Genomic DNA, 25285 nt, shown 5'->3' on the forward strand with positions numbered 1-25285 from the left:
GACTGCCATGCAACTCGCTGAAATATCGATCCGCCGGCCGGTGTTTGCCACCGTGCTGTCGCTGCTAGTGCTGCTGATTGGTGCGGTGAGCTTCACGCGCCTGTCGGTGCGCGAATACCCCAAGATCGACGAACCCGTGGTCACCGTCAGCGTGCGCTACGCGGGCGCGTCGGCCGAGGTGATCGAATCGCAGGTCACCAAGCCGCTCGAAGACTCCATCGCCGGGATCGACGCGGTGGACGTGATCACCTCCATCAGCCGGGCCGAACAAAGCCAGATCAGCGTGCGCTTTCGGCTGGAGAAGGATGCCGACAACGCGGCGGCCGAAGTGCGTGACCGCACGGCCCGTGTGCGCAACCGCCTGCCCCTCGCGGTGGATGAGCCCGTGATTGCCAAGGTCGAGGCCGACGCCTCGCCCGTAATGTGGCTGGCCTTCAGCAGCGACACGCGCACCCCGCTGGAGGTCAACGACCTCATCAATCGCATCGTCAAGCCCCGCCTGCAGACCGTGACCGGTGTGGCTGATGTGCCCATTTACGGCGAGCGCAAATACGCCATGCGGGTGTGGCTGGACCCCGAACGCATGGCCGGTTACCGCCTGACCACGCAGGACGTGGAAGACGCCATCCGCCGCAACAATCTGGAGCTGCCCGCGGGCCGCATCGAGTCGCAGCAGCGCGAGTTCAGCGTGACGTCGCAGACCGACCTGAAAACCCCGGCGCAGTTTTCCGACATCGTGATCCGCACGGTCAACGGGTTCTCGGTGCGTGTGCGCGATGTGGCCCGGGTCGAAGAAGGCCCCGCCAGCGACCGCAGCCGCGTGCGGCTCAATGGCCGCGATGCCATCTCAGTGGGCGTGATCCGCCAGGCCACGGCCAACCCGCTGGAGCTGTCCAAGGGCGTGCGCGCCATGATCCCCCTGCTCAAGGCCGACCTGCCGCCAGACATCGGCATCGACATTGCCAACGACAACTCGCTGTTCATCGACCGCTCCATCAAGAGCGTGTACTCCACCATCATCGAGGCCGTTGTGCTGGTGGCCCTGGTGATCTTTGTGTTCTTGCGCACCTTCCGGGCGTCCATCATCCCCATCATCACCATCCCGGTCAGCCTGGTGGGCAGTTTTGCGCTGATGGCACTGGCGGGCTTTTCGATCAACACCCTCACGCTGCTGGCGCTGGTGCTGGCCATCGGCCTGGTGGTGGACGACGCCATCGTGATGCTGGAGAACATCTACCGCCACATCGAAGAGGGGCTTGACCCGTTCTCGGCCGCCATCAAGGGCGCCCGTGAAATCGGCTTTGCCATCGTGGCCATGACGCTCACGCTGGTGGCGGTGTATGCGCCACTCGCATTCACACCCGGCCGCACGGGGCGCCTGTTTGTGGAATTTGCGCTGGCGCTGGCCGGGGCCGTGGTGGTGTCGGGCTTTGTGGCCCTGACGCTCTCGCCCATGATGTGCTCGCTGCTGCTCAAGCACAACCCGAATCCCAATTGGTTCGACCGCTCCATGGAGCGTTGGCTCACGGCCCTGTCGGACGCGTATGGCCGTCTGCTGCGCTGGATCGTCACGGCCCGCTGGGGCGGTACCAGCTCGGTGCGCGGTGGTGTGCGGGGTGCGCTGTTCCAAGCCCGCTGGATCGTGCTGGGTGTCATGGCCCTGAGCGGTGCGGCGCTGGTGCTGGTGTTCCCCACCATGCGGCAGGAGCTGTCGCCGCTGGAAGACCGGGGCACCATTTTGGCCAGCGTGACCGCGCCCGACGGCGCCACGCTGGACTACACCAACCGGTATGCGCTGGAGCTGGAAAAGATCGGCAACACCTACCCCGAATTCGACCGCGTGTTTGCCAACATCGGCAACCCTACGGTGGCACAGGGCAGCGTCATCTACCGCACCGTGGACTGGGAAAAGCGCGACCGCACCACGCTGGCCCTGGCCAAGGAGCTGCAGCCCAAGGTGGCGGGCCTGCCCGGCGTGAATGCCTTTCTGATCACACCGCCGTCGCTGGGCCAGGGCTTTCGCTCGCGGCCCCTCACCTACGTGATCCAGACCTCGGACAGCTACGAGAACCTGAGCAAGGTGGTGGCTGCCTTCATGGCCGAGATTGCGCAGAACCCCGGCATCGTGTCCCCCGACGTGGACCTGCGCCTGAACAAGCCCGAGCTGCGCATCGAGGTCAACCGCGAACGCGCCGCCGACCTGGGCGTGAGTGTGGAAGTGGTGGCCAAGGCCATCGAGACCATGCTGGGCGGCCGCACCGTCACCCGCTACAAGCGCGATGCCGAGCAGTACGACGTGATCGTGCAGACCGAGGCCCGGGGCCGCACCACGCCCGAGAACATCGACACCATCTATGTGCGCGGCCGCAACGACGCGATGATCCCGCTGACCAGCCTGGTCAACGTGCGCGAAAGCGTGAGCCCGCGCGAGCTGAACCACTTTGGTCAGCGCCGCTCGGCCACCATCACGGCCAACCTGTCGTCCGACTACTCGCTGGGCCAGGCCATCACCTTCATGAACGAGACGGCGGCCAAGGTGCTCAAGCCCGGCTACACCACCGACCTGAACGACACCTCGCGGGAGTTCAAGAACTCGCAAGGCGCGCTGGGCGTGGTGTTTGTGCTGGCGCTGGTGTTCATCTTCCTGGTGCTTGCCGCGCAGTTCGAAAGCTTCATCGACCCGCTGGTCATCATGGTGTCGGTGCCGCTGTCGATGATCGGTGCGCTGCTGGCGCTCAAGTGGAGCGGCGGCTCGCTCAACGTGTATTCGCAGATCGGGCTGATCACCCTGGTGGGCCTGATCACCAAACACGGCATCCTGATCGTGGAGTTCACCAACCAGCTGCGCGAAGAGGGCATGGAAATGGTGGACGCGCTGGTCAAGGCCTCGGCCCAGCGACTGCGCCCCATCCTGATGACTACGGGGGCCATGGTGCTGGGGGCCATTCCGCTGGCACTGGCCACGGGTGCTGGCGCCGAAACGCGCACCCAGATCGGCTGGGTGATTGTGGGCGGCATGTCGCTGGGCACGCTGCTCACCATTTTTGTGGTGCCCACCATGTACACACTGTTCGCCCGCAAGGCGGTGCCGGGGGCCAACACAGCCGTGGCGGTGGACGCGCCGGCACACCCGCTGCACCCGCACGACTATGTGGCCAAGTAACTTTCAATAGGGGGCGGGCTGATAAGCCGTGCGGCTAAAGCCATCAAAGCAATACAACACAAGAAAGGGGCCCGTGGGGCCCTTTCTGCTTTTCAGTGCATGCGTGAACGATGTGTGGGTCGAGCTGGCGGCGCGGGGGGCTCAGGCCAGCACCGACTGCACCGCGTCCTGCAGTTCTTGCCCGCCCTGTGGGCGCACCAGGCGGGCCACTTCCTGGCCGTCTTTCAGAAACACCAGCGTGGGCCAGAGCTTCACACCGAACGTGCGGCCCAGGCGCTGGCCAGGGCCGTCTTCCACCTTGACGTGGGCAATGTCCGCGTGGTCCTTCAGGGCGGCTTCGATCAGCGGCTGGGCGCGCTGGCAGTGGCCGCACCAGGGCGTGCCGAACTCGACCACCGTGGCGCCGGGCAGGCGGTCCACATCGTCTCGGGATGGGGGTTGTGCAAGGTGTTGGGCGGCGTAGGGCATGGCGTGATGCGTGGTCTGTGAACAGGGCGAGAAGCTGGTTTCAGGTTACCTTGGCGGCCGATGCCATGCACCGGCTGGCGGCGCATTGCCGTGTCAGATCACGCCCTCAAACACCATCACGTCCACCGCATCGCCCACCGCGACGTTGCCCTGGCCGTGGTGCAGCACGATGAGCCCGTTGGCCTGCACCATGGAGCTGAGCACGCCCGAGCCCTGGTTGCCGGTGGTGCGTACCTGCAGCGTGCCGTCGGCGGCGGTGGTGACCAGGCCACGCTGGTATTCGGTGCGGCCGGGCTTCTTGCGCATGGGCTCGGTGCTGATGGCGCGCAGCATCGGGGGCGCAGCGCGGGTGCACCCCATCATGCGCAGCAGGGCGGGGCGCACAAAGGCCAGAAAGGTCACCATCACCGCCACGGGGTTGCCGGGCAGCCCGAACAGCACGGCCCCACCGGTGGGTATGTTGATATCATTTTGATAGCTGCCAGCGGTTGATGTACTAGCGCTTGAGGCCGAAATGGCTTGATTTTCTGCGTTGTTGATGCGCCCTACGGCCATGGGGCGGCCCGGGCGCATGGCGATGCGCCAGAAGGCCACGTCGCCCAGCTTTTTCATCATGGTGCGGGTGTGGTCGGCCTCGCCCACGCTCACGCCGCCGCTGGTGATGATGGCGTCGGCCTGTTGGGCTGCCTGGCGGAAGGCGGCTTCGAGCAGCGCGGGCTCGTCGCGCACCACGCCCAGATCGATCACCTCCACCCCCATGCGCGTGAGCAGGCCGAACACGGTGTAGCGGTTGCTGTCGTACACCGCGCCTTCGCGCGGAGCCTCGCCCAGGCTCAGGATCTCGTCGCCGGTGGAGAAGTACGCCACGCGCAGGCGGCGGACCACCGTGACGGTGGGCAGGCCCAGGCTGGCCACCAGGCCCAGGGCGGCAGGCGTCAGCAGCTCGCCACGGGCCAGGGCCACGCGGCCCTCCATGATGTCCTCGCCCTTGAATCGGCGGTTGTCGCCGGCGCGCAGCACATCGGCGGCGATGGTGATGTGCCCGTCAGCAGCGGCGGTGGTGAACTCTTGCGGCACCACGGTGTCCAGCCCGGCGGGCATGATGGCGCCGGTCATGATCTTCACGCATTCGCCCGCTGCCACGGTGCCCGCCCAGGCCTTGCCTGCCAGGGCGGTGCCCACCACGCGCAGGGTGAGCGGCTGCCCGGTCACCAGTTGCGCACCCGAAAATGCGTAGCCGTCCATGGCCGAGTTGTCGTGGGGCGGCACGCTGACGGGCGAGATCACGTCCTGCGCCAGCACGCGGCCTAGCGCGCTGAACAGCGGCAGCACTTCGGTGGCGGTGACGGGCTCGACCAGCCGGTCCAGAAACTGGTTCACATCGGCAGCGCTCAGGGCCTGCGGGTCGTAGCCTTGCAGCTCGGCGGCTATCTGGGCAATGGTTTTCATGGGGGGGATTGGCTTGAATTCAGTGGGAGAGCAGCCGCACCATGTGCAGCTTGTCGTAGCCCACGCCATCCACCACGATGGCGTTGGGCAGCAGGCCCCAGGCGCGGAACCCGGCCTGCTCGTACAAGCGCACCACGTGGTGGTTGGACGCGGTGACGGTAAGCACCAGCTGGGTCAGCCCCGGCACCTGGCTGGCGGCTCGCACGCAGGCCTCCACCAGCATCCGGCCAATGCCCCGGCGCTGTGCAGCGGGCGACACCATCATGCCCACCACCACGGCGCAATGGCGCTGTTTGGTGCGCTGTTCGCGCTCGCAACCCAGGCAGCCGAGCAACTGGCCCGCCGTGTCAAAGGCGCCCAGAAAGAACTGGCCGGACTCCAGCGCGCCAAACCGCGCCACGTACTCGGTGGCATCGCGGCCCACGGAGGATTCGTAGTCCGAGGTGAAAGCGTCCGGTGCCGTGCGCAGTGCCTCGTCGCGCAGGGTCTTGTACGCCATCGCATCGGCGGCGACCAGGGGGCGGATGTGTACCGTGCCAGCGTTCGCTGGTTCCACTCGGTCCACTGCGTCCACGGGAGGGCGATGGTTCATGGGGTCGGTGGGCAGCTCAGGCCTGGGGCGCACTGCTGCTTTCCAGCGCGTGCAGCTCGGCCAGCGTGTTGGCGTTGAAGAAGGCCTGGGGGTCGTCGCCCGGCTGGTCGAACGGCACAATGGCACAGCGGTGCTGGCCCGTCCACGCGTCGATCTTGCGGCCACCGGCCTGGGTGAAGGCGACCAGGCTTTCCAGCAGGTCCACGCGCAGCAGACAGAACACCGGCTGCGGGCGCACGGTGATGTGGCCCTTGCCGTCGTCTTCGGGCGCTGCGGCCATGGCAATGTCGGCACCCTCGGCGTCTGCCGCGGCCGCCAGGCGCTGGGCGAGGTCCAGCGGAAACAGCGGCGTGTCGCAGGGCACCGTCAGCAGCCAGGGCGTTTCGCAGCGCTCCAGCCCGGTCAGAAAGCCTGCCAGGGGCCCTGCGTAGTCGCTCAGCACGTCGGGCCACACTGGCGTGCCAAACGCTTCATACGCGGCCAGATTGCGGTTGGCGTTGACCATCACGTTGCCCGTCTGCATCTGCAGCCGCATCAGCGTGTGCAGGGCCAGTGGCAGGCCGCGAAAGTTCTGCAGGCCTTTGTCCACCCCGCCCATGCGGGAGCCTCGGCCCCCTGCGAGGACCAGGCCGGTGATGTCTTGGGTTTGAATCATGGATGCTCTTCAAAAGAATGCAGGCCGGAATTTCCCGCGGCCTTTGAGGCTGCGCTCTGCAGGTCAGGGCAGCCGAGCAAGGGCCGCCCCGCAGCGAGGGCTGCGTCCCCCTTCCCGCATCGCGCAGCGGTGCGAGAGAAGGGGGAAGCGACGCAGTCGCTCAGGGGGTTGTCCGAGGTCATCCGCCGATGTAGCTCATCTCAACGCGGCGCGCGCCCTGGCCGGTGTCGGCGGGCAGGCTGCTGCGCAGCTCCGAATAGCGGTCGTTGCGTTGCTGCCAGATGGGGGCGATGGCCGAGGCAATGTCAGCATCGCTTGCGCCGCCGCGCAGCAGGCTGCGCAGGTCGTAGCCCTGGCTGGCAAACAGGCACAGGTAGAGCTTGCCCTCGGTGGACAGGCGCGCGCGGTTGCAGTCGTGGCAGAAGGCCTGGGTCACGCTGCTGATCACGCCGACCTCGCCCAGTGCGGGATCGTGCTGGCCCTGCGCATCGGCATAGCCCCAGCGCTCGGCGGTTTCGCCGGGGCTGCTCGGGTCCAGCGGCACCAGCGGCAGTTCGGCGCGCAGGCGTTCGATGAGTTCGGCCGATGGCAGCACCTCGTCCATGCGCCAGCCGTTGGTGGCGCCCACGTCCATGTATTCGATGAAGCGCAGGGTGGTGCCTGTGCCGCGAAAGTGCCGCGCCATGGGCAAGATCTCGTGGTCGTTGGTGCCGCGCTTGACCACCATGTTGACCTTGATATGCGACAGGCCTGCTGTATGCGCGGCCTCGATGCCGGCCAGCACATCGGCCACCGGAAAGTCCACATCGTTCATGCGGCGAAAGATCGTGTCGTCCAGGCCGTCCAGGCTCACCGTCACGCGGTTCAGGCCCGCGTCCTTCAGGGCCTGGGCCTTGCGCGCGAGCAGTGATCCGTTGGTGGTGAGGGTGAGGTCGGGCGCTACGCCGTCCACGGTGCGCAGCTGGGCCAGTTGCGCCACCAGGTCTTCGAGGTTCTTGCGCAGCAGGGGTTCGCCGCCCGTCAGGCGGATCTTGCGCACGCCATGCGCCAGAAAGAGCCGCGCCAGCCGTGTGATTTCCTCAAAGCTCAGCAAAGCCCCGTGCGGCAGGTAGGGGTAGTCCTTGTCGAACACTTCCTTGGGCATGCAGTAGTTGCAGCGGAAGTTGCAGCGGTCCGTCACGCTGATGCGCAGATCGCGCAGCGGGCGGCCCCTGGCATCGGTGAGCAGCCCTGTGGGGTTGACCAGCTGCGCTGGCACTTTGGCCGCCAGCGAGGCCAGCCGCTCATCGACCAGCGGGATCACGCGTTCAGACATGGTTGGGCTCGTTCAGCAGGGCGGGAGGGCGCATGGCCCGCATTTTCTCACTCCAGCCAGCGCACGTTCTGCAGTATCTCGTCGAAGAAGCTGCGCAGCATCAAGGTGCTCATGCTGAAAGGGTCGAAATCCGGGGTGCTGGAGTATTTGAGGAACAGCTGCCGGTTGGCGTCCACCGAGCCCAGAAGCCCCATCGACCAGCTGGTGAAGCGGCGGTGCGGGATTTCGCCAAAGTCCAGCACAGCCGTGTCCTTGTGGCGCGTGTCTTTGAGCAGGCGGTGGTACAGCGCGTTGACGGCAGCGCGGTCGCCTTCGAGCTGCTGCAGGAAGATGCCGTTGTTCAGGCATAGCGCGCCGGTGATGCCCGCGCGGGCATTGTTGCGCTGCGAGGCGCTCAAGATGTCCTTGATGTCCGCAGGGCCGAGCACGCGGGAGGTGCGGCTGGCGTAGGTCAGTTGTATCAACATGTTCGTCTCCTGAGCGGCGCAGTGTGTCAGGTTTGGCGGGGAGGTGTGGGCCCTTCTGCGAATGACCTTGAAGGCGGATTTGTTGCGGCAGCGCAAACGATTGCGGCGGATGGCGGGGCGCTTTGATCTGGCGCAGGGCATGGGAATGCTGCATCGCAACAATGCAGGCATCCGATTTCAAAGGGTTCCCATGCCAGTTCGCGAGGTATTGAACAGCTTCTCCGCAGACGCCATGCCCTGCCAGCGCCGTGTGGCGGTTCAGTGGGTGGCGGCAGGCATCCTGCTGCCCACCTGGGCGAGTGGGGCCGTTGGGGCCCAGGCACAGATGGGGTTGTCCGGCGCCATCAACTATGCGGGTTGGTTCCGTGCGCTGTCGCAACGCATGGCCAAGGCCTATTGCCAGCAGTACCTGCAGGTGCTGCCCGGCGCGGCGGTGGATGTGATGGGGCTCGCCCGCAAGATGGCGCAGTCGGGCAGCAGCGAGCTGGCCCGGGGCATGCAGACCGGGCGCTGGCCCGCCGACGTGGGGCGCCAGCTGGAAGACGTGCAAAAGCAGTTTGCGCTGCTCAACCAGCTGACTGCAGCGCCGGCCACCCAGACCGCCCTGGTCGTTGCGGCCTCCGAGCAGGCCGACCGCACGCTGCTGGTGGCCCAGGCTGTGACCGAGTCCATCGAGAAGATGGCGCAGGCGCCCAGCGCCCGCCTGGTCAACCTGGCGGGCCGCCAGCGCATGCTGTCGCAGCGCCTGGCCAAAAACTACTTCTTGAGTGCTGCCAAGGTGGAGTCGAAGGTGGTGCACGCGCAGCTGGCGGCCGATGCGGCCGACTTCCGGCAGGCGCTGCAGACGCTCAAGTCAGCGCCAGTGTCCACGCCCGCCATCCGCAGCGAGCTGGAGCTGGCCGACTCGCAATGGCTGTTCTTCGACGCGGCCCTGCGCCGCCCGGCCGACGACGCCGGGCTCAACGCGGTGGCAACGACCAGTGAACGCCTGCTGGGTGTGATGGACAAGCTCACCGGCCTGTACGAGGCGGCCCTGCGCGAGGTGCTGGGCTGATCGGCTGCTCGCGGTTCGGCCCATCGGGTCACCGGCCGTTGCAGGCAACGGGCTGCGTGAAGTCCGCCAAGCTGCAATCGCGCCCCACCAGTACCAGCCGCGTATCCAGCGCGTCGAAGAATCCTGGCGGCGGTGGCATTTGCAACTGCTGCACACGCTTGGTTGCATCGATGCGCACGGCGGCCAGCTCATAGTCGCGCGCCAGGGCCATCCACAGGCCGTGGGCACCGGCAGATTGGCGTGCCCCCGTCATGAGGCAACGGCCCGAGTCCAGCCACCAGCGGTAGATGGCCGTGGCAATGCCCATGCGCCGGTAGCCGTGCGCCACCTTGGTGTGGGGTGCGCGCAGGTGGCGGTCGGTGCGGCGGTCCACCTCCACCAGCCGGTTGAACACGGTGTAAGCCACGATGCGGTTGCGCAGTGGATCGATCGCGTACACAAAATATTCGCCATCGGCCTCGCGCAGGCGAAACACCAGCCCGCGCAGGTGCAGGGTCAGCGGTTGCATCGCATCGCGTGTGCGATGGTTGGTGCGGATGCGGTCGTACAGCGCATCGAACTCGCGCTGGATGTCGCGGCCCGACAGGTCCACGTCGATGCGCAGCTCGGTCAGCCACTGGGCCCAGCGGCCCCGCAGGCCTGGGCTGGACTGCGCTTTGGTGGCCGTGGCATGGCCTGGCAGGTGCAGGCAGAAGGTGCTTGCCGTCATGGCGTGCTCCCCGGGCCGCCTGCCCAGCAGCCGCTCAGCAGGCGCGCGGGGTGTTCGCGGGCGCTGACCTGGGCGCTGTGGGGCCAGTCGGGCAAGGGCACATCCAGGCCCGCATACACGCCATAGGCTTCGCCCGCGGCAATCGTGTCGCCCGCCCACAGGCTCTCTCCCGCGCGGATGGTGCCACCGGCGTGGATATGCCCACCGGCCCGCACCCCCCAGCCCACCTGCAGGTGGCCCCTGCAGTCCACATCGCCCATCACCCACAGGCCCCGGGCCGCCTGCAGGGCCGCGCCGGCATGCAGGTGGCCGCCCACCTTGAGGCCGCCTTCGCAGCCCAGGTCGTCCGCCACGCGCAGATCCTGGGCCACCCGGCAGTGGCCGCCGATCTGGACGGCGGCGCCGCAGTCCAGCTCCCCGCCCACGCGCAGGCTGCCCGTGCATTGCAGCCGCTGAGCCACGGTCAGCGACCAGCCCGCGCGCACATCGCCCTGCAGCCGCGCGCTGCCCTCGCAGCGCACCGCGCCTGCCACGCGCAGGTCTTCGCCCACGCGCAGTGCACCACCCACCCGCAGGCCGCCCAGCACGCTCAGGCTGCGGCCCGTGCGCAGCACACCTTCTACGTCGGCATGGCCCCGGCAGCGCACGCTGCCGGCAAACACCAGCGCGTCGGCCTCCAGGTGGTCTACCTCCAGCACATCGTTGGTGGGGCCGAACTGGTCCAGCATCCAGCAAGCGTCTTCGACGCGGCCTTCGCGTACCAGGTCGTCCAGCAACGCCTGGTAGTTGCTGGCGCCCTCCTGGCGGCGCAGGTACCAGCGGTAGCCGTCGGCGCAGGGCTGCTTGGCACGGATGAATTGCCGGGTGATGTCGGCGGCGGCTGCGTGGGCCACGGCCTGATCGACAGCACCGTCGCGCGCGAGCGCAGGGGCTGCAAGTGGGTGCGCGGGCGCGCACGGGGCGAGCGAAATCTCGCCCGAAGGAAACGGGGGCATGGACACTCCTGACGTCCGCGCCCCGGCCGTGGCCAAGGCGCAAGCTGGCGCTGGGCGTGGGGCCCGGCGACAGGAGGTGCGCGAAAAGAATGCGGAGGGGAGGGGTTGTCGCCGGGCTCAGGAATCTGCAGCGAGGGTGCAGAGAGCGTGGTCACCGGCCTGGAGCGTGGCCTGCGAGCGCACGCCACGGCGCAACGGCGCGGTGGCGCTGGCAGCTGGGGTGTGGGGCTGGCTCGCGAACATCGGCGGCACTATAGGCAGCAGGGCCACCACCGTCAAATCAATCCGCACTGCCCCAGTGCGGATTGGGCCCCTCAAGAAGCGGCGTAGCGGCTGCTTCAGCGCATGCCGAGACGCCTGTTTGCGTGCTTACTTAAACGCAGCGCCCGCCATCGACCTCAATGCACACGCCGCTAATGAACGATGCCTCCTCGCTCGCCAGGTACAGCGCCGCATTGGCCACATCCAGCGCGGTGGAGAAGCGGCCCAGCGGAATGGTGGCCAGGAACTTGGCGCGGCGCGCATCGTCCACCGGGCCGCCTGCAAACTCGGCAGCCAGGCCCGTGTCGGGGTTGAACACGGGGTTGATGCAGTTCACGCGGATGTTGTCCGGGCCCAGCTCGGCCGCCATGGACTTGCTGGTGATGATCACGGCGCCCTTGGAGCCGTTGTACCAGGTCAGGCCCGGGCGGGGGCGCAGCCCGGCGGTGGAGGCGATGTTGATGATGCTGCCGCCGCCCGCCTGGCGCAGTGCGGGCACGGCGTGGATGGCGCTCAGGTAGATGCTCTTCATGTTGATGGCATAGACCTTGTCGAACTCTTCCTCGCTCACTTCGAGCATGGGGCGGTTGCGGTGCGTCCAGCCCGCGTTGTTCACCACCACGTCCAGGCGGCCGTACAGGCGCACGGCTTCGTCGACCATGGCCTTCACTTCGGCGGACTTCGTCACGTCGGCCTTGAAGAACGCTGCCGTGCCGCCCGCGGCCGTGATCTCGGCCACCACACGCTGGCCGCCCGCTTCGTTGATGTCATTGACGATGACCTTGCCGCCCTCGGCCGCCAGGCGTTTGGCAATGCCTTCGCCAATGCCATTGCCGGCGCCGGTGACGATGATGGATTTGTTCTGCACACGCATGGGTGTCTCCGATGGGTTGGGGTGATGTATCAAAATTGATAGCTACCAGCGCATATTCAAACAGCGCTAGCGCCCGATGGGGCTGAAATTTCAGTGGCCGAAACCGTATCGGCCGTAGAGGGAGCCGGGGCGGGTGCCTTGGGCTGCCGGCCATAGAACTGGGGGAAAAACTCTTTCACGCCTTGGCCGTTGAAGTCCCATCCCGTGCACTGGCCCAGGTGGCGCGGCGGCTCGTCCGGGTTGGCAGACGAAAACACCGCAGGAACCGACTGGAACGCTGCCGTGGCCAGGTTGAACAGCAGCTCGCGCAGGTGCGTGCAGCTTTCCACGCCGCCCAGGTGCTTCTGGATGGCCTGGCGCCAGCCGCGCGCCATGCTGCAGCCCACCATGCGCTGCAGCGCGGCCTGGGCCTCGGTGCAGCCCTTGAGCGGGTGCGAATCCATGGACACGTCCACCGCCTGCACCACCAGCTGGCGGTTCACGGTCACGCGCAGCCACATGTGGTGGATGGCCTCGCCTGCCAGGCGTTGCTTGGTGGGATCGCGAAAGGAGGTGGCGTCATAGGCCTTGCTGTCGTGCAGCTCGCCTTCGATGTCCCACAGGCCATCGTCGCGTTCAAAGCCCTGGTAGTTCACCCGGCGGACATGTTTCAGGGTGCGGGGGGCGGGGGGACTCAGGGGCATGGACAAAGAAAAATCGTCGTGCAGAAGCGGCCAAGGTTACTGGGGCCTCCCTGCGCTGTCGTGCGCAGGCGAGACACTAAGTGCGGTGTCGCACGCTATCAGGCACTGAAAACCGCGTCTTTTCGGCCAGGGTTGCGTTACAAATCCTCGCGATACCTGCTGGTATCGCTGTGGTTTGCGCCTTGCCCTGACCAAAAATCCATCAGTTTTCAATGTGCCTTCCAGCGTGCAACACCGCACTAGGCTTCTTCAACCGTACTTGATGGCCACCGTCTTCAAGGTGGTGAAGCCGTACAGCGCCTCAAAGCCCTTTTCGCGCCCGTAGCCGCTGGATTTGACGCCGCCAAAGGGCAGCTCCACACCGCCTGCAGCGCCGTAGTTGTTGATGAACACCTGCCCGCTGTGCACGCGCTTGGCCATGCGGAACTGGCGCGCGCCGTCGCGCGTCCAGATGCCCGCGACCAAGCCGAACTGCGTGGCGTTGGCCAGTTCCACGGCGTGGTCTTCGTCCTGGAAGGCCATGGCCGACAGCACGGGGCCGAAGACTTCTTCCTGCGCCAGGCGATGGCCCACGGGCACATCGCGCAGCAACGTGGGGGCCTGGTAGTAGCCGGTCTCGGGGGCTTCGTCCACCACCACGCCCTGGGCCACCATGGGGATGCCTGCCACTTGCGCGTCGGAGAGGAAGTCCCACACGCGCTGCTGCTGCGTCTGGCGGATCAGCGGGCCCACGTCCAGGTCCATGGCGGCGGGGCCGACGCGCAGCTTTTCAAACGTCTTGCACAGGCGCTCCAGCAGCGGTTCGTAGATCAGCGAGTCGATCAGCACGCGCGAGCCGGCCGAGCAGGTCTGCCCTGCGTTCTGCACGATGGCGTTGATGACCACGGGAATGGCAGCGTCCAGGTCAGCGTCGGCAAAGATGATCTGCGGGCTTTTGCCACCCAGCTCCAGCGTGACGGGGCAGTGGCGCTCGGCAGCCACTTGCTGGATCAGCGTGCCGATCTTGGGGCTGCCGGTGAAGCTGATGTGGTCGATGCCGGGGTGGCGCGCCAGTGCGTCGCCCACCTCATGGCCGTAGCCGGTGACGATGTTGAGCGCACCGGCGGGGAAGCCCACCTCGGCCGCCAGCTGCGCCACGCGGATCAGCGACAGGCACGCGTCTTCGGCGGGCTTGACCACGCACACATTGCCCGCCGCCAGGGCGCCGCCCACGCTGCGGCCAAAGATCTGCATGGGGTAGTTCCAGGGGATCACATGGCCGGTGACGCCGTGGGGCTCGCGCCAGGTCAGCACGCTGTAGCCGTCGGGATAGGGGATGGTCTCGCCGTGGAACTTGTCGCATGCACCGGCGTAGAACTCGAAGTAGCGCGCCAGCGCAATCGCGTCGGCGCGTGCCTGCTTGGTGGGCTTGCCGCAGTCGCGCTGCTCCAGCGCCGTCAGCTCGTCCGCATGTTCCAGGATCTTGGCCGAGAGCTTTTGCAGCAGGCGGCCGCGTTCCACCGGAGCCAGCTTCTGCCACACCGCGTTGTAGCACTGGCGGGCCGCGTCGATGTCGTCGGCGTTGCTGCGCTGGATCTCGTCGAAGGGCTGGCCGTCGGACGGGTCGATCACAGGGATCGTGCGGCCCGAGGACGAGGGCACCGAGGCGTTGGCGATGTAGTTGAGTTGCATGGCCGCCATTTTGCCCGGAAATGGAATGTGTGCTTAGTATTTGTGTAAAAACCGGCTCATGCGCTAGCGCATCATGCCTTGGATGCTATTGATTCGATAGTAATCAGGCGCAAACGCCCCGCAGGCCGGCCAGGTCCAAAATCTCCACCTCGCCGCGCTGCACGCGCACCAGCTGGCGCGACTCCAGGTCCTTGAGGATCTGGTTGGTGGTCTGGCGCGAGATCGCCAGCATCAACGACAGCTGCTCTTGCGAGATCTCGATCACCCGGCGCGACTGCCCTTCGGCCGTCCACTGGCCGTAGCCCTCGGCCATCATGACCAGGCGCCGTGCCAGGCGCTGCGGGGCGGGCAGCAGGGCCAGCTCTTCCATCGCCACGAAGGCCGAGCGCAACTTGTCGGTCATCAGCAAGGCCAGCGCGTGCCAGTGCTGCGGGTGGGCCTGCAGCCAGTGCTGCAGCCGCTCGTGTGGGATGTGCACCAGGGTCGTGGGTTCGGTGGCCTGCGCATCGTGCGTGCGGGCCGAGTTGTCAAACACCGAGATCTCGCCAAACCAGTGCGGCGGCTCCAGGCGGATCAGCAGCGCCGCCCGCGCCTCGTCGGCCCGCCCCCGGGTGCCCGAGATGCTGACCGCGCCGCGCACCACCGCATACAGGCCACAGGGCGCATCGCCGCGCCGGAACAGCACCTCGCCCGTCGGCAGATGGCGCAACTGCGCCATGGCAATCAGCGGCTGGGCAAAGTCGGGCGGCAGGTGGGCAAACCAGCGGCCAGACTGGAGGACAGGCAGGTAGGCGGAAGGGGTGGACATGGGATGCGATTGAACGGGGCAGGAGGGCGGCGGGGTTTTTGTCGTCTGCACGACAGACGGTGGCACAGCCCCAGAGCGAGTATTGATGCTGCGCAAAACACATGCTGGAGACACCCATGAAAACCCTGATCGACCACCTCTCCCAATACGCCGACTACCACCGCGACCCGCGCAACATCCACACCCATTTTGCGGGCGTGCCGATGATCATGTTCGCCGTCGTCATCCTGCTGTCGCGCCCGACCTGGATGGTGGGGGCGGTGCCAGTCAGCCCTGCGCTGCTGGCTGCGTTGGCGGCCAGCGTCTTCTACTTCCGGCTGGACATGCGTTTTGGCCTGGCCATGGCCGCGCTGCTGGCCGCCATGCTGGTGGGCGGGCAATGGGTGGCCGCACAGACCCTGCCCGTGTGGCTGGCCACGGGGATCGGCCTGTTTGCCGTAGGTTGGGTGATCCAGTTTGTGGGCCACTACTACGAAGGCCGCAAGCCCGCGTTTGTGGACGACCTGGTCGGCCTGATCGTGGGCCCGCTGTTTGTGGTGGCCGAGTGGGCGTTTGCGCTGGGCCTGCGCAAGGAAGTGCAGGCGGCGGTGGAAGAGCGCAGTGGCCCGGTGCGCCTGCGTACCGGGCAACAGGCTGCCGCCCATCCTCAGTAAGCGCTGCTTTTGCGCTCTGCTCGCGCTCTGCTCGTTCACTGCCGCGCATCGGGACTTGAAGGCCTCGCAAGAGCCAGCACAGCCCCTGCGCACACCGCCCCCAATGCCACCAGCGCACACAGGTACGGCAACGCAGCCGACAGCGGCGCGCCCAGCTGGTTGAGCCGCAACGACGCCTGCACGCCCGAGGTGCTGGGCAGCAGCCAGCGCAGCCACTGCAGCGGCTCGGGCAGCGCCTCCACCGGCCACGAGAAGCCCGCGACGAAAGCGATGGGCAGTGTGGTGAACAGCAGCACCTGCAGCGCGCGTTCGCGGCTGCCAAACCACAGCCCCAGCAAAGCGCCGAGGGCGGCGATGGCCGGGATGTAGCAGGCCAGCAGCGCCAGTGCCCCCAGCGGGTTGCCGCCGCGCGCATAGTCGTGCAGCACAAAGATCCAGCCAAAGTAGAACAGGCCGCTGGCCCAGCCCAGTGTGCACAGCGCCAGCAGGCGGCCCAGCCAGGTGGTGGCGCGGGCGCGGTGCTGGCCGCTTTCGACCCAGGTGCCGGTGAGCATCGCAGCGCCCATCAGCAGGGTTTGCTGCAGGATGAGCAGCGCCACGGCGGGCACCACAAAGCTGCCGTAGCCCTCGGTGGGGTTGAACAGCGCCACCATCTGCAGCTGCACCGGCGCGCGGCTGGCGCGGGCCTGTGGGGCGCTCTGGCCGCTGGCCTGCAGCTTGCGGATCTCGACCCCGGCCGATACCGTGCCGACCGCTTCTGCAAAGCCGTATTGCACCGCCTTGTTCAGCAGCGCGTAGGCGCCGTTGGCCTCGATGCTGACCACCGCGTTTTCGCCGCGCACCACGTTGCGCTTGAGCCCGGCTGGGATCACCGCATAGCCCTCGATCTCGCCGCGCCACAGGGACTCCTGCGCCTCGCGCTCGCTACCGGTGACCAGATGCACCTCGATGCGCGGGTCGGCGTCGGCAAAGCGGGTGATCTGGCGCGACAGGCTGGTGTGGTCCAAGTCCACGACGGCCACGGGGACTCGGGTCAGCACCTCGTCGGCATAGAACCAGGGATAGAAAAAGCCGTAGAGCACAGGCGCGCCCACCAACAGCAGCAGCACGCCCTTGTCGCGCACCACGGTGGCCAGGGCGTGCAGCCAGGCGCCCAGCAGGCCTTGCTGCGAGGGGGTTGCCACGGGCACGGGTTGTGTTGTCGTGTTCATCAGCGGCCTCCCCACGTGTCGGGGCGCTGGTGTGCCAGCGTGAGTGCAGTGGCGCCCAGCAGCCACAGCACGGCGGTGGCGAGGATCAGCGCCACGACGGTCGAGACGCTGATGGCCACGGGTGCGCCCATTTGCAGCTGCTCGATCTGCAGACGGATGTAGTGGGTGAACGGCATGGCCTCGGCCCAGGCGCGGGCGCTGCCGGGCATGCCCGCGAGTGGGAAGGCCACGCCGCTGAACGCAAACGCCGGTGCTGCAAAAAAGCCCGCACCCGACAGCGCAGTGCGCAGCGACCGCGTGATACCCGCCAGCGCAGCGCCAGCGGTGATCGACACGGCCATCAGCAGCGCAAGTGCCGCAGCCACCCACCACAGGTTGCCCGGCGGGTGCCAGCCCCGGCCCCAGGTGATGCCCACCAGTGCCAACAGGCCCACCAGCGTGAGAGACACCCAGGGCAGGGCCAGCTTGCCCGCCAGCGCGCCTGCCGTGCGCACCCAGCCCCCTGCGCCCAGCCATTCGCCCAGCGTGCGGTCACGCAGTTCGCGGCCCACCGTCCAGGCACCGGCCGTCATGGCCAGGATGTGCAGCAGGGCGGGGATGAGCGCCGCGCCCAGAAACTGCTCGTAGTTGCTGGACACATTGAACAGCGCCACCATCTGCGTGTGGATGGGCTCCATGCTCACGTGCACGGCTTGGGCGCTTTCGCCGCGCTTGTTGCGTGCGGCCATTTCGATACCCGCCGACAAGGTGCCCACGGCCGTGCGTACATCGCGCTGCAGCAGGCCCGAGTGGGTGGACATCTGCGCGTTGTGCAGCAGCGTGACCTGCGCGGCGCGGCCTTCCTTCACGGTGCGCGCAAAGTCGCGCGGGATGGAGACCACGGCGTACACGTCCACCGCCCGCAGCGCGCGTTCGGCCTCGGCCGCGTTGGTGAAGTGCTGGGTGATCTGTACGCCCGGCGTGGCGTCCAGCATGCGCACCAGCTGGCGCGACAGGCTGGAGTGGTCGTCGTCCACCACGCCCACCGCCAGGTGGCGCGGCAGGCCGGCCGAAAAGATCCACCACAAGAGCGCCACGCCCAGCAGCGGCACCCAGGTGACCATGGCCAGGTCCCACGGGTCGGCCGCCAGACGGCGGGCCTCGCGGCGGAAGCTGTTTGCTATTGAATTCATAGCTGTTTGCGCATATTGCACTAGCGCTACCGGCACTTTTTGGTGAAATCTCTGTGGATCAGGCGCATGTCACTGCACCAGCACCGTCATACCGGGGCGTGCGCCTTCGATGGGGGCCGCCGGGCGCGCGCGCACTTCAAACGTGCGGGCGTCAAAGCCCTGGCCCGCGCGCGTGGCGCGCCAGGTGGCAAAGTCGGGCAGCGCAGCCGTGTGATAGACCTTGAACTTCACGGTTTTGCCGCCCAGCGCGGGCAGGGTGGCGTCGAACTCATTGCCGATGGCAAAGCGCTGCAGGCGGTCTTCGCGCACGTTCAGCACCACCCACTGGTCCTTCAGGTCCACCACCGTGACCACGGCCACGCCCTGCGGCGACAGCTCGCCGGTGCGGGCCAGCACCTTGGCCACTTCGCCGGCCACGGGGCTCTTGAGCTCGGTCTCGGCCTGGGCGGCCTGCACCTCGGCGACCACGCCCGCCACTTGGCGCGCCTGGGCGCTGGCGGCGGACCGGTCTTCGCTGCGCGCACCAGCACGGGCCAGGTCGTACTGGGCCTTGGCGGCCAGCGCCTGGTCGCGCGAGGCCTTGAAGTTGGCCTCGGCCTCGTCGCGTTTTTGCGCCGCCACCAGGCCCTCGCGGGCCAGGCCATCGACGCGCTTGAAGGACGACTCGGCCAGGTCGGCAGCGGCCACGGCGCGTTGCCAGTTCAGGCGGGCCATCTCCACCTCTTGCGGGCGGGCACCGCTTTCAGCCTTGGCGGCCACGGCCTGGGCGGCCTCCTGGGCGGCGGTGGCCTGTGCCAGCTTGGCCTTGACCTCGGGGCTGTCCATGCGGATCAGGGGCGCGCCCACAGCGATCTGGTCGCCTTCCTTCACCAGGATCTGCGCGATGCGCGCAGTGACCTTGGGGGCGATGTCGGCCTCTTGCGCTTCGATCTGGCCCTGAAAGACCTCGGGCGCGGGCTGCGAGGCCTTCCACAGGCCAAAGCCCACAAAGCCTGCCACGGCCACAAAGGCCACTGCGCCGACGGCTGCTGTTTTCTTGCTCATGCTCTTCACTCCACTTTCAGCGCATCAGCGCGCGCCATGTATTTGCCAAAGTCTTCCGACAGGCCGCAGGCCTCCAGCAGGTCGGCCAGCGCCTTCACGTAGTCGTGGGCGGCCTGGGCGCGTTCGGTCTGGGCCTTGGCTTGGTTGACCTGCGCGTCGATCAGGTCCAGCGTGGTGCTGGTGCCCGCCTTCAGGCCCGAGATGCGCAGGCGCAGCACTTCGTCGGCCAGCTCCAGCCCTGGCTGCAGCGCAAAGTAGGCGCGGCGTGCCTGCTCCAGGGCCAGCCAGCGTTTTTCCACCAGCAGGGCAATGTCGTTCTGCGCCTGCGCACCGGTGCGCTCGGCCTGCTCGATCTGGCGGTTGGACGATTCGGCCAGCGCGTTGCGGTCGATGGAGTCCCACAGCGTCCAGCGCACTCCCACACCGGCCACCCAGTCGGCGTCGCGGCCGGTCTTGAGCTGGCGCTGACCAAACGCGAACACCTGGGGCTTGCGCAGTGCCTCCTGGGCGGCGTGCAGTTGCGTGGCTTGTTCTTTCTTGGCGGCCACCTTGTCCAAGCCTGGGTGGTGGGCCAAGGCGGTGTCGATGAAGTGGGGCAGGGGTTCGACCGGCTCGCTCAGCACAAACAGGGGGCTCGTGGGCGTGACAGGGTCGGACGCCTTCAGGGTGCGGGTCAGCGCCGTGGCGGCCAGCTCGGCATCGTCGCGGGCCTTGCGGGCATTGCGTCGGGCCTCTTCCAGTGCGGAGCGGGCCTGCAGGCGTTCGACGCGCGCGATCACGCCGGCGTCCAGCATCTTCTGCGCGGCAGCGTCGTGCTGTTCGATGGTGGCCAGGGCCGATTCGCGCAGCACGGCGGCGCGCTGCGCGAGCTGGGCGCCAAAGTAGCGCTGCACCAGCAAGGTGGTGGCCTCGTGGCTGGTTTTGGTGGCGTCCGCCTGGGCCTCTTGCGCCTGGGCATCCAGCAGGCCCCGGGCGGCATTGCTGGCGCCGCCCATGTAGATGGGCCAGATGGCGGAGACCGAGGCCGTGGTGTCGCTCTAGCTGCGGTTGAGCGTGTAGCTGGACGGCAGGTGGGGCAACTGGGCCAGCGAGCCCGCCAGCTGGGGTGGCAGCTGCGACAGCACGCCGGGCAGGGCGCGGTTCAGCGGGTTCAGGTCCACGTCCAGGTTGGCGTTGTAGGTGTAGGCGGCGCCGCTCAGGTTGACCACCGGGCCGCCCAGGCGCTGCATGGCGTCGCGGCGCAGCTGGGCGCTTTCGACGGCGTTGCGCGATGCGGCCAGCTGGTCGGAGCGCTGCTGCAGCTGCTGCAGAGCAGCATCAAATGCCAGAGGACCAGCGTGGGCCTGCAGGGGCAGCAGGGTCAAGGGAGCCAAGGCGGTCGATGCAAGCAGGCAGAGCAAAGCCGCGCCTGCCCGGCCTGTGTGCCGGGGCGTGGTGGGATGGGTCATGGTGTCAGGTCGTGGTTGTCAGCGCGCACCCACGGGGGTGTAGGCGTTGCTGTGCTCTGCCAGCCAGCGTGCCGACAGGTCGGTGCCGTGCTGGCTGGGGTGAAAGTCGGGGCGCAGGTATTCGCGCCAGGGGCGCCAGGTCTCACGCACCAGGCCGCCCTTGCCGAACAGCGTGCGTGCGGCGCTGGTCCAGGTGCTCCATTTCCACAGCGAGCCATCGCGGCGCAGGTTCAGTACCGTCTGGCGCAGCACATCGCCGAGGAAGACCACCGTGATGCGGCGGAACCAGGTGATGCGCCACTCGTGGTTGCCGCCCAGCGCCTGGTAGAGGTCGAAGGCGGTGTTCTTGTGCTCGGACTCTTCGGCGCAGTGCCATTGCCACATCGTCGCCAGGCGCGGCTCGGCTCCCTGCAGTACCTCGGGGTGGGCCAGCAGCCATTCGGCCAGCAGGGCTGTGAAGTGCTCGTTGGCAGCGGTCACGGCCAGCGGATGGCGCGGGTCGGCGCCTGCAAACAGCTTCATGCGCTCTTGCGCACGCGGGGCCCATTCGTTGGCGAGGCCCTGCTGGTCGAGGTGGCCGTTGAACAGCGCGTGGATGCGGCGGTGGGTGGCCTCTTGCCCGATAAAGCCGCGCACCTCGTCGGCAAACTGCGCTTGTTGGTTGGGGGGCAGGGCCTTGTGGCCGTCACGCACGGCGTCTATAAAGAACTGCTCGCCCACCGGAAAGCTCATCGACAGCGCATTGAACAGCGCCGAGCGAAACGCGTCGCCACCACACCAGTGGCGCGCAAGCGGCGTCTCCAGGTCGATCAGCAGGCGGCGGACAACGAGTTCGGTCATGAAGAAGGCTCCTGGCGCAAGGGGACCGCACGGTGGTACACAGGTTTGGTACTTTGCAGTACCGATTGGGTTTGTATGATGCAGATCAACTATGGTACTGTCAAGTACCTCATTGAATTTTCTGCATTGCGATCAGCCTCCATGCGTGAAGTCACGGCCCCAATTGCTACACCCGCCGCACCCGCTGCGGGCACCGAACACCGCGCCCGCCTGCTGGAAGGCATGGCGCGCGCCGTGGCCGCCAAGGGCTATGCCGACACCACCATTGCCGACATCGTGCGCGAAGCCAGCGTGTCGCGCCGTACCTTTTATGAAAATTTTGCCGACAAGGCCGAGTGCCTGACCGCACTGTATGAGGCGGCCAGCGGCAATGCAATCGCGGTGCTGCGCGCAGCCATTGACCCGCACAGCGATTGGGGGGCCCAGGTGGAGCAGGCCATGGCCGCCTACTTTGGTGTGCTGGCCCGCAACCCCGTGCTGCTGCGTACCTTGTTCATCGACATTCTGGGCCTGGGCCCCACGGGCCTGGCCGCGCGCCGCCGCGCCAACCAGCAACTGGCCGACCTGATGCTGGACGTGGTGAACAACCGCCCCGGCGAGCGCAAACGCAAGACCCCCCTGCAGCCCATGATGGCCATGGCCGTGGTGGGGGGCATCAACGAGATGGTGCTGCACTCCATCGAGCAGGACCGGGCCGGGCAGCTGCAGGAGCTGGTGGAACCCGCAGCAACGTTGTTGCGGGCGGCGATCTCGGCCGAGTTCTGATCGTTGTGTTGGAGACCGTACTGCGATCGGTGCAGCCAGCGCCTCACACCTCGTTGGCAATCTCGATCAGATTTTCGTCCGGGTCGTAGATATAGACCGAGCGCAGCCGGTGGCGTGCGCCCGTTGCGCCCACCGGGCCTTGCACGATGGCGACGCCTTCGGCCTGCAGGTGGGCGATGACGTCGTCGAGCGGCATCCGGGTGAGAAAGCACAGGTCGCCCGAGCCCGCCGTCGCGTGGCGCACATTGGGGTCCACCACCGTGCCCACTTCGTGCAGGTTGATCTTTTGCGCGCCGAAGTGCAGCGCGTACCGCTGGGGCTTGAACTCCCGCGCGGTCATGCCCAGCACACGCTCATAAAACGCAATGGTTTTGTCGATGCTGGCGATGGTGAGCACGACGTGGTCGAGTGAATCCAGGACGATGGGCATGATGTGGGGCAGAGTCAGGCGGGTGAAGGACGGAGCGCTGGTGCCTTGGGTCGCAGCCACCGTTTGTTGGCAGCAAACACCACCGTGAGCAGCAGCCCGGCCAGCAAGGCCATTAACCAGTGCAGGGGCGACAGCGGCACAAACCGGAAAGCATTGGCCAGCCACGGCACGGTAGTGATGGCCGCCAGCGCGGCCAGCGTGCCGCCTGCCACCCACAGGCTGACCGGGGTGAGGCCTGCCCACAGGCTGCGCCAGCTTGTCTGACTGCTGCGGCTGGGCAGGATGAGTGCGGCGTTGGCGGCCACCAGCACCACAAACGCGGCCGTGCTGGCGGTGGCGGCATGGGCGGGCTGGCCCAGCAGCCAGGCATACAGGCCCACCACGGCGGCCGTCACCACGCTGCCCTGCAGCACGCTCAGCAGGATGTGGCGGGCGGACAGCAGTGGCTCGTTGGCCGCGCGGGGCGGCTGCTGCATGAGGTCGGCCGCGCCTTCTTCGGCCTCGAACACGATGGAGCAGGCCGGGTCGATGACCAGTTCCAGAAACGCGATGTGCAGCGGCGCCAGCACCAGCGGCAGCCCGAACAGCACCGGCAGCAGCGCCAGCCCAATGATGGGCACATGCACCGCCAGCGTGTAGACCATGGCCTGGCGCAGGTTGGCAAAGGTCTGCCGCCCCCGGTGAATCGCCGGCACGATGGCGGCGAAGTCATCGTGCAGCAGCACCAGGGCCGCAGCCTCGCGCGCCACGTCGGTGCCGCGCTGTCCCATGGCGATGCCGATGTGTGCAGCCTTGAGGGCCGGGGCATCGTTCACGCCGTCACCGGTCATGGCCACCACCTCGCCTTGGGCCTTGAGGGCTTCGACCAGTGCCAGCTTCTGGTGCGGCTTGATGCGGGCAAACACGCTGACCTGCTGCACCTGGTTGGCCAGCTCCTGGGGCGACATCTGTGCCAGCTCGTCGCCGGTGATCACGCGGTCGTTGGCGATGCCCGCCTGGGCTGCAATGGCGCGCGCGGTGCGGGGGTGGTCACCGGTGATCATCACCACGCGAATGCCCGCCTGGCGGCACAGCGCAACGGCCTGGGGCACCTCGGGGCGCAGCGGGTCGGCCAGGGCCACCAGGCCCAGCCACTCAAAGTCAAAGTCGTGCTGGGCGTCGGGCCAGGTGTCTTGTGTGCGGTGCCGGGCCTTGGCCACGCCCAGCACCCGCAGGCCCCGGTCGGCCAGGCGTGCGGCCTGGGCGCTGACGGCGGCGCGCTCGGCGTCGGGCAGGTGGCAAAGGTCGGCCACGGCTTCGGGTGCGCCCTTGGTGGCTACCGTGTCGTGCGCCGAGGTGCCGTCGCGCCACAGGTGGCTCATGGCCAGCAGCTGGGGGGACAGCTCGTATTCGCGCGCCAGCGACCATGCGGGGTGCAGGTGCTCGGTGTCCACCAGGTGGTCCGCCGCCATGCGGTGAAAGGCCTGCTCCATGGGGTCGTGCGGCTCGATCTCGCTGGCCAGCACGGCGTATTCGAGCAGTTCGTGGAAGGCATCGGGCAGCGCGCTGCCATCCGCTGCGGCGGGCAGGTTCTGCACATCCAGCTCCTGCCCCGCAATGCAGAGCGCCGCCACTGCCATGCGGTTCTGCGTCAGGGTGCCGGTCTTGTCCACGCACAGCACGGTGGTTTGCCCCAGCGTCTCGATGGCGTTGAGCCGCCGCGTGAGCACCTGCTGCGCCGCCAGCCGCCGCGCGGCCAAGGCCAGGAAGATGATCATGATCACTGGCAGCTCTTGCGGCAGCACCCCCATGGCCAGCGTGATGCCCGCCAGCACGGCCTGCAGCCAGTCGCCCCGCAGCGCCCAGAACAGGGCCACCAGCAGCGCGCACAGCGACAGGCCGATGGCCACCAGCCTGCGCGTGAGCCGCGCCATTTCTTCGCGCAGCGGCGAAGCCTGCAGGGCAATGGTGTCGAGCGATTGGCCAATGCGGCCCAGCTCCGTGTGGCGGCCCACGGCGGTCACCTGCAGCAGGCCCTGGCCGCTGACCACCAGCGTGCCTGCAAACACCTTGTCCGCCGGTTGCTTTGCCACAGGCTCGGACTCGCCGGTCAGCATCGACTCGTTGGCGGCCAGCTCGTGGGCCTGCAGCAGCGTGCCGTCGGCGGGGATGCGGTCGCCCTCGGCAATCATCAGCAGGTCTTCGCGCACCACGTCGCGGCCTGCAATGCGCACCAGGGTGCCGCCGCGCAATGCCAGCGCGCGGGGGCTGGAGAGGTCGCGCAGGGCGTTCAGCGCGTTGTCGGTGCGGCGCTCCTGCAGCACCGTGATCGCCATGATGATCACCACAAAGCCCAGCAGGATCAGCGCCTCATGCGCATCGCCCATGGCGAGGTAGATGGCGCCTGCGCCCAGCAACAGCAGGAACATGGGCTCGGTGACCACGTCCCAGGCCATGTCGCGCAGCGTGCGGCGCTGGCTGATGCCCAGTTCGTTGGGGCCCTCGTCGCGCAGGCGCTGGGCGGCGAGGGCCGGGTCGAGCCCGGTGGGGGAGTCGGTCGGTGGCATGGGGTGTGTGAG

24 protein-coding genes and 1 pseudogene are annotated in these 25285 nt (G+C 67.6%); 4 read left to right on the forward strand and 21 right to left on the reverse strand.

Annotated elements, in window-relative coordinates; translation table 11 throughout:
• Positions 1-7: 7 nt before the first annotated feature.
• Positions 8-3163 (forward strand): efflux RND transporter permease subunit, encoded by a 3156-nt coding sequence (locus C380_RS09365; protein WP_015013611.1) that lies wholly within the window; start codon positions 8-10, stop codon positions 3161-3163.
• 141 nt (positions 3164-3304) lie between these two features.
• Here the strand turns inward: C380_RS09365 and C380_RS09370 are convergent, their stop codons facing one another.
• From C380_RS09370 to C380_RS09395, 6 genes are all read right to left on the reverse strand, one after another.
• The gene (locus C380_RS09370; protein ID WP_015013612.1) at positions 3305-3631 is read right to left on the reverse strand and encodes a thioredoxin family protein; all 327 of its coding nucleotides are present in this window, start codon (positions 3629-3631) and stop codon (positions 3305-3307) included.
• A 93-nt stretch (positions 3632-3724) separates the two neighbouring features.
• The gene (gene glp / locus C380_RS09375; RefSeq protein ID WP_015013613.1) at positions 3725-5080 is read right to left on the reverse strand and encodes a gephyrin-like molybdotransferase Glp; all 1356 of its coding nucleotides are present in this window, start codon (positions 5078-5080) and stop codon (positions 3725-3727) included.
• Positions 5081-5099: 19 nt separating this feature from the next.
• Entirely contained in the window at positions 5100-5672 is a 573-nt protein-coding gene (locus tag C380_RS09380; protein ID WP_193353844.1) for a GNAT family N-acetyltransferase, read from the reverse strand.
• Between the two features lie 16 nt (positions 5673-5688).
• A complete protein-coding gene (gene mobA / locus C380_RS09385; RefSeq protein ID WP_015013615.1) occupies positions 5689-6327 on the reverse strand; it encodes a molybdenum cofactor guanylyltransferase MobA in 639 nt (212 codons plus the stop codon).
• Between the two features lie 178 nt (positions 6328-6505).
• Positions 6506-7642 (reverse strand): GTP 3',8-cyclase MoaA, encoded by a 1137-nt coding sequence (gene moaA, locus C380_RS09390; protein ID WP_015013616.1) that lies wholly within the window; start codon positions 7640-7642, stop codon positions 6506-6508.
• Between the two features lie 47 nt (positions 7643-7689).
• Positions 7690-8109: a BLUF domain-containing protein gene (locus tag C380_RS09395; RefSeq protein WP_015013617.1), complete on the reverse strand. Its 420-nt coding sequence runs from the start codon at positions 8107-8109 to the stop codon at positions 7690-7692.
• A gap of 190 nt (positions 8110-8299) precedes the next feature.
• On the opposite strand from C380_RS09395, the gene C380_RS09400 reads away from it, so the two are divergent.
• The gene (locus C380_RS09400) at positions 8300-9163 is read left to right on the forward strand and encodes a type IV pili methyl-accepting chemotaxis transducer N-terminal domain-containing protein (protein ID WP_148279934.1); all 864 of its coding nucleotides are present in this window, start codon (positions 8300-8302) and stop codon (positions 9161-9163) included.
• 28 nt (positions 9164-9191) lie between these two features.
• Here the strand turns inward: C380_RS09400 and C380_RS09405 are convergent, their stop codons facing one another.
• The 6 genes from C380_RS09405 to C380_RS09430 all read right to left on the reverse strand — a co-directional run bounded on the left by C380_RS09405 (position 9192) and on the right by C380_RS09430 (position 15164).
• Complete coding sequence (locus C380_RS09405) at positions 9192-9872, reverse strand: hypothetical protein (RefSeq protein ID WP_015013619.1); 681 nt, start codon at positions 9870-9872, stop codon at positions 9192-9194.
• Positions 9869-10867, reverse strand: a complete 999-nt coding sequence (locus C380_RS09410) for a hypothetical protein (protein WP_015013620.1) — start codon at positions 10865-10867, stop codon at positions 9869-9871. Before C380_RS09410 ends, C380_RS09405 begins: the two co-directional genes overlap by 4 nt.
• A 373-nt stretch (positions 10868-11240) precedes the next feature.
• Positions 11241-12002 carry an SDR family oxidoreductase gene (locus C380_RS09415; protein WP_015013621.1) on the reverse strand — a complete coding sequence of 254 codons (762 nt, stop codon included), beginning with the start codon at positions 12000-12002 and terminating at the stop codon, positions 11241-11243.
• Positions 12003-12058: 56 nt separating this feature from the next.
• Complete coding sequence (locus C380_RS09420; RefSeq protein ID WP_015013622.1) at positions 12059-12685, reverse strand: DUF2889 domain-containing protein; 627 nt, start codon at positions 12683-12685, stop codon at positions 12059-12061.
• Positions 12686-12934: 249 nt separating this feature from the next.
• Positions 12935-14356, reverse strand: a complete 1422-nt coding sequence (locus tag C380_RS09425) for an aldehyde dehydrogenase family protein (protein WP_015013623.1) — start codon at positions 14354-14356, stop codon at positions 12935-12937.
• A 103-nt stretch (positions 14357-14459) separates the two neighbouring features.
• A complete protein-coding gene (locus tag C380_RS09430; protein WP_015013624.1) occupies positions 14460-15164 on the reverse strand; it encodes a Crp/Fnr family transcriptional regulator in 705 nt (234 codons plus the stop codon).
• A 116-nt stretch (positions 15165-15280) separates the two neighbouring features.
• On the opposite strand from C380_RS09430, the gene C380_RS09435 reads away from it, so the two are divergent.
• Entirely contained in the window at positions 15281-15817 is a 537-nt protein-coding gene (locus tag C380_RS09435; protein ID WP_015013625.1) for a DUF962 domain-containing protein, read from the forward strand.
• A gap of 35 nt (positions 15818-15852) precedes the next feature.
• Here the strand turns inward: C380_RS09435 and C380_RS09440 are convergent, their stop codons facing one another.
• From C380_RS09440 to C380_RS09460, 7 genes and pseudogenes are all read right to left on the reverse strand, one after another.
• Complete coding sequence (locus C380_RS09440; RefSeq protein WP_015013626.1) at positions 15853-17028, reverse strand: ABC transporter permease; 1176 nt, start codon at positions 17026-17028, stop codon at positions 15853-15855.
• Positions 17028-18200 carry an ABC transporter permease gene (locus C380_RS09445; RefSeq protein WP_015013627.1) on the reverse strand — a complete coding sequence of 391 codons (1173 nt, stop codon included), beginning with the start codon at positions 18198-18200 and terminating at the stop codon, positions 17028-17030. The genes C380_RS09440 and C380_RS09445 overlap by 1 nt, the downstream gene beginning before the upstream one ends.
• 69 nt (positions 18201-18269) lie before the next feature.
• Complete coding sequence (locus C380_RS09450) at positions 18270-19244, reverse strand: HlyD family secretion protein (RefSeq protein ID WP_015013628.1); 975 nt, start codon at positions 19242-19244, stop codon at positions 18270-18272.
• Positions 19245-19249: 5 nt separating this feature from the next.
• Entirely contained in the window at positions 19250-19867 is a 618-nt protein-coding gene (locus C380_RS25830; RefSeq protein WP_369750501.1) for a TolC family protein, read from the reverse strand.
• A gap of 51 nt (positions 19868-19918) precedes the next feature.
• Positions 19919-20257, reverse strand: a pseudogene (locus C380_RS25835) (TolC family protein); the annotation flags it as partial.
• A 24-nt stretch (positions 20258-20281) separates the two neighbouring features.
• Positions 20282-20692 carry a hypothetical protein gene (locus C380_RS25535; RefSeq protein WP_238544086.1) on the reverse strand — a complete coding sequence of 137 codons (411 nt, stop codon included), beginning with the start codon at positions 20690-20692 and terminating at the stop codon, positions 20282-20284.
• A gap of 18 nt (positions 20693-20710) precedes the next feature.
• Positions 20711-21532 (reverse strand): metal-dependent hydrolase, encoded by an 822-nt coding sequence (locus tag C380_RS09460; RefSeq protein WP_015013629.1) that lies wholly within the window; start codon positions 21530-21532, stop codon positions 20711-20713.
• Positions 21533-21673: 141 nt separating this feature from the next.
• On the opposite strand from C380_RS09460, the gene C380_RS09465 reads away from it, so the two are divergent.
• Entirely contained in the window at positions 21674-22297 is a 624-nt protein-coding gene (locus C380_RS09465; protein WP_043566324.1) for a TetR/AcrR family transcriptional regulator, read from the forward strand.
• A 43-nt stretch (positions 22298-22340) separates the two neighbouring features.
• Here the strand turns inward: C380_RS09465 and C380_RS09470 are convergent, their stop codons facing one another.
• Positions 22341-22727, reverse strand: coding sequence for a VOC family protein (locus tag C380_RS09470; protein WP_015013631.1), 387 nt, complete (start codon positions 22725-22727; stop codon positions 22341-22343).
• Between the two features lie 14 nt (positions 22728-22741).
• The gene (locus tag C380_RS09475; RefSeq protein WP_015013632.1) at positions 22742-25273 is read right to left on the reverse strand and encodes a cation-translocating P-type ATPase; all 2532 of its coding nucleotides are present in this window, start codon (positions 25271-25273) and stop codon (positions 22742-22744) included.
• Positions 25274-25285 lie beyond the last annotated feature (12 nt).

The organism is Acidovorax sp. KKS102 (assembly GCF_000302535.1).
Classification (GTDB): Bacteria; Pseudomonadota; Gammaproteobacteria; order Burkholderiales; family Burkholderiaceae_C; genus Acidovorax.